Annotated in this window: 6 protein-coding genes; all 6 read right to left on the bottom strand. The window is 41.3% G+C overall.

Annotated features, from left to right (window positions below; all coding sequences use genetic code 11):
• Window positions 1–461: 461 nt before the first annotated feature.
• Entirely contained in the window at window positions 462–965 is a 504-nt protein-coding gene (locus tag BMZ51_RS23105; RefSeq protein WP_063297828.1) for an SMI1/KNR4 family protein, read from the bottom strand.
• On the bottom strand, window positions 965–1,426 hold the full coding sequence (locus BMZ51_RS23110; protein ID WP_063297829.1) for a hypothetical protein: 462 nt from the start codon (window positions 1,424–1,426) through the stop codon (window positions 965–967). The genes BMZ51_RS23105 and BMZ51_RS23110 overlap by 1 nt, the downstream gene beginning before the upstream one ends.
• Before the next feature lie 117 nt (window positions 1,427–1,543).
• Window positions 1,544–2,047 (bottom strand): SMI1/KNR4 family protein, encoded by a 504-nt coding sequence (locus tag BMZ51_RS23115; RefSeq protein ID WP_063297830.1) that lies wholly within the window; start codon window positions 2,045–2,047, stop codon window positions 1,544–1,546.
• A gap of 130 nt (window positions 2,048–2,177) precedes the next feature.
• Window positions 2,178–2,732: an SMI1/KNR4 family protein gene (locus BMZ51_RS23120; protein WP_063297831.1), complete on the bottom strand. Its 555-nt coding sequence runs from the start codon at window positions 2,730–2,732 to the stop codon at window positions 2,178–2,180.
• A 40-nt stretch (window positions 2,733–2,772) separates the two neighbouring features.
• On the bottom strand, window positions 2,773–3,327 hold the full coding sequence (locus BMZ51_RS23125; protein WP_068009294.1) for a hypothetical protein: 555 nt from the start codon (window positions 3,325–3,327) through the stop codon (window positions 2,773–2,775).
• Between the two features lie 15 nt (window positions 3,328–3,342).
• Window positions 3,343–3,771: an HNH endonuclease gene (locus tag BMZ51_RS23130; RefSeq protein WP_074882385.1), complete on the bottom strand. Its 429-nt coding sequence runs from the start codon at window positions 3,769–3,771 to the stop codon at window positions 3,343–3,345.
• Window positions 3,772–4,167: the final 396 nt, after the last annotated feature.

Genomic DNA, 4,167 nt, shown 5'->3' on the forward strand with positions numbered 1-4,167 from the left:
TAATAGCCGGTGTCGGGGGAAAACAGCCATGGCCTGACCCAATATCTCCCAATCGTGCTGCTTTTGGCATTTCGCCTCTCCTTCAAAATCAAAAAATCAAAATCCGATGAAGCCCGCAACGAGCCCTGACAAAAAACAACAGTGGTGGCCGACGCAAACCCGTATTCTGGATGCGGAGCAAGACGCGCGAAAAACTCAATACAAAAAGATCCATTACCCTTCTCAAAAAGGCACGTCAGAGGGCCAGATCCTGTTCCGCTTTCCTTGCAATAACGTAGATACTGCTTCAGGCTTTCATGATCCTGGAAACTGAACTCGAACGCCTTTCCATGATAGGAAATTCCCGTATCTAGTGCTCGTTTAAATCTGGATATCCAGATTTTATAGTCTGCACGTCGACTCTGAAATAGACACTCATCTAAGCACTGCAGACTCGACTGCCAATCAAGTTTCAGTCAAACTCACTCTGGCCCTTCGTCAACAAGCTGCGAGAAAAAACTGTCGAAACTATCTGCAAGAAATAAGCAATGTTCCAAGAAAGCTTCTGTTGTTTCCAGTTCTTCTTCTATTTCATCATCAAAACTAAAAATATGGCCGGTTTTCAGATCCATCACTATATGTTCATGCTGCGCACCATCCGCAATTTTGATGTAATGATCAGGAGCAAAATAGTTATTTCTCATATCTTTAGTATTAAAAGGAACCGAGTAAGAGGCGAAACGCTTTTCAAATATTTTATTAATACATTTATCTATTTCTTCAGATACATGCATAAAAGTCGTAACACAGGCTTCCGTATCATCATTACTGTTATAAAAGCATGGATCCTCCCCCGTCAGATATCCGCCATTACACTCCCTCAAGAAAGCAATATAGTCATTAGGAACCGGATATTTAGCCCACGCTTTAAAAGCTTCAATTTCCCTGTCATCAGCAGGCTGCACAGTCAGATCGATAAGAGGCATCATTCCTCATAATAAAGATTTTTAACAAAATCATCGAATGAAGAAGTCAGATGAGTTACGCCTTTCCCTTCAAAACTCTCATCATCGAAATGCACTTCATTTGAATGATCTAAAAGAAAAACACTCCGAGCCTGATTACCTCGAATTTTATAGTAAAATTCCTCATGGTATGTCGGTCCATAGGAAATCAGAATATAATTCGCCATGTGTTTAAATTCAGACTTATTCTTCTCCCAAACTATTGGAATACTTTGAATAGATGAAATATCAGCCAAGGCGTAATCATCTTTATAGATTAGGCACAATTCGATTCCATTATTCTTTTTAAAGAACTCAACAAAACCAGGCTCAATCTGATCGGACAAATTCAAAAGGCGAGCAACATCGTCCTCTTCAAACGGAAGAACATTACCAAATCTTGAAAAATCCATTTCAATGTTTTTTGCATAGTAAACTGGCATTTTCTTATTTCGCTTTGCTACCCCCTTGTGGTGCCATTGGTTTCAGGCGCCTTTTAAAAGCTTGCTCTGCTCATCATTGCGCAGCAAATTCATTAGACAAGCAAATTTCAGGTAAATTTAATCAGTCAGTTCATCAACAATTTGCGAGAAAAAACTATCAAAACTATCTGCAAGAAATAAGCATTCTTCTAGGAACTCTTCCGTTGTTTCCAGCTCTTCTTCTGTCTCATCATCAAAACCAAAAACACGGCCTGTTTTCAGGTCCATCAATATATGTTCATGCTGCGCACCATTTGCAATTTTGATATAATAATCAGGCGCATAATAGTTGTCTCGAATATCATCAGTTTCAATCATCACATCGGAAAAGGAAAAATTCTTTCGAAAAAGATCATTGATGCATTTTTCAGGATCACTAGAAATATGCTGAAATTTTGAAACACAGGCCACCGTTTCATCATCCCTGTTATAAAAACCGGGTCTAACTCCAGCCAGATATCCACCATTATACTTTCTCAAAAAAGCAAGATAATCATCAGGAACCGGATATTTAGCCCACGCTTTAAAGGCTTTAATTTCCCTTTCATCAGCAGGTTTTGCAATCGGATCGATATGAGGCATTATTTTTAATTCCCAAACCTCGTGGCAGTATCTTCAGGGATGCAACCAGTTATGGCTTTTCTATTAACGTGAAAATCTTCTGCAAGTCCTGTATTCCTAAACCACTCACCCAGCAACACGACGATCGGCTTTATGAGCCAGAACCAAATTTCTCTTTGACTTCATCAGGTAAGTAATCCATAGAATCTTCCCAATCATCAATGTCGTTCTCATCTGCATAAAGACCATCGATAAACTCGCTAAATGTATTGGCGAGATGCAAAGCTCCATTTTCCAGCCTGATCTGGTCTCCATCCAGATAAACACCGCTATCTACAAAGGCAAAAACCTTGCCCCTATGCGGCCCTTTTACAGCAAGGACAAAGCTTAAATGACCTGCAGCTCCTTCAGCGAACATAGCAAAATCATCACTTATCCAGTCTTCGCCAATAGCCCGATCGGTACTAGCTTGAATAGATGCTAAATTATCAGAAGGAGACAACCGAAGGAACGCTTCAATAATCAATTCTTCCATGTCGATTTTTCCATCAAACCGACAAGGAATAGGTTCTCTTCCAACACCATTACTATTTATAAAATCTATAAAATCTTCTGGTAACTTAATACCAAAATAATCTTCAGCCCATTTATCAAAAAGCGTTACATCGCCAGTTTCAAATTCACTCTGGAAGAAAAGTTTTTGCAAAGCTTTACCTGCCTACATCAAAAAAGTTAATCCGGTAAAATTACTCGCCATGATCCTCCTCCCATTCCTCAATTTCCTCTTCATCTGCTGTCAGGGCATCGATAAATTCTTCAAAACTATCGCCGAGTTTGGTTATGCCTTCAATATCAGAGGGTATGTCATCCATCTCATCATCAAGAACTAGAGGCTTGATATCCTCAAGCGCAAACACCTTACCAATACACTTGCCCCTGATAACCAATCCAATCGACAAATGCGTTCCGCCTGCAATGATAAGGGCGTCATTGACATTACCTCGTATCATCGAACCTTCAAGCGCTTTTGTACAAGAGAAAACAGAATCTCCGTCGTCATCAAATGAATATTCTGGATGTGGAGCAAGATTCGCAAAAAACGTAATTAGTAGAGAACCTTGATTTGTTTCATAGCGGTGAGGAAGAGGCCAATAACCTGCCCCACAGTTCCGATAAAATGCCAAATATTGCTTCAGGCTTTCGTGATCCTGAAAACTGAACCCAAATGCATTCTCGTGATAGGCAATACCCCTTTCCAGGCCTTTACTGGGAAGAGGGCTCCCAAATTTTATCTCACGCATAGACAACTCCTAATATCAACGCTTGGCACTACCACCTGAATGGCCAAATAGTTTATGAACCCAAAAATCAACCAGTATCATAGACTTCCCATCTTCATGATGATGCCATGTATATACCGGTCGACCATCAGAATGTTTTTTTACCAGCTCTCTTTTTCTCGCGGCATCATTTTTTTTTGCAGCCCCTGCTTTTCTTGCTGTTTTAAGATCTTGATCTACAAGTTCTTTATTCGCTTTGGTGTTGTCTTCCGCTCTATCCTTACCATAATCAATTGCTACGTCACCACCCTCTGGTGTCTCTACTGCTTTTAATGCATCTCCACTTGGTTCTCTGCGAACAGACCTGAAATCTGGATAGCCATTATCATCATATTTAATACTAACATTCTCCCCCCCTTTCAGCCCAAACCGCTTTCTAAGTGGGCCTTCTGGCACCATTTCCATACGCATTCCACCGGGCACTTTCGTAACCTTGCGAACTCGATTTACAGGAACTTGATCCCACTCGGCCTTGTTGCAGGGGTCGTGAATAGCTTACAGCACGCCCAAACCCGTCAATTCAGGTCATGGGATTGCTTCGAACGCGGGGCTGCCGAGTTCGGTTATTGTGTTGAGAATGCGAACGCCAATCTTTGTTTCGGTCCTCTGATTGTTAAAGGTGCGGGCCTTCAGTTTGTTACCGATGACTTGCTTCCAGCGTCCCATCTGGGTTTCAATTCGGGAGCGCTGATTGTAGCCTGTTTGTTTTTTGCCAGCCGAGGCGCCCTTTGTCTTTGATCGCAAGAATATGTTTATCTCGCGATGACGGATTCCGGTCAGCCTCAGGACTTAAAACAGCTG

The organism is Pseudovibrio axinellae (assembly GCF_900110875.1).
In the GTDB taxonomy this organism is placed as follows: Bacteria; Pseudomonadota; Alphaproteobacteria; order Rhizobiales; family Stappiaceae; genus Pseudovibrio; species Pseudovibrio axinellae.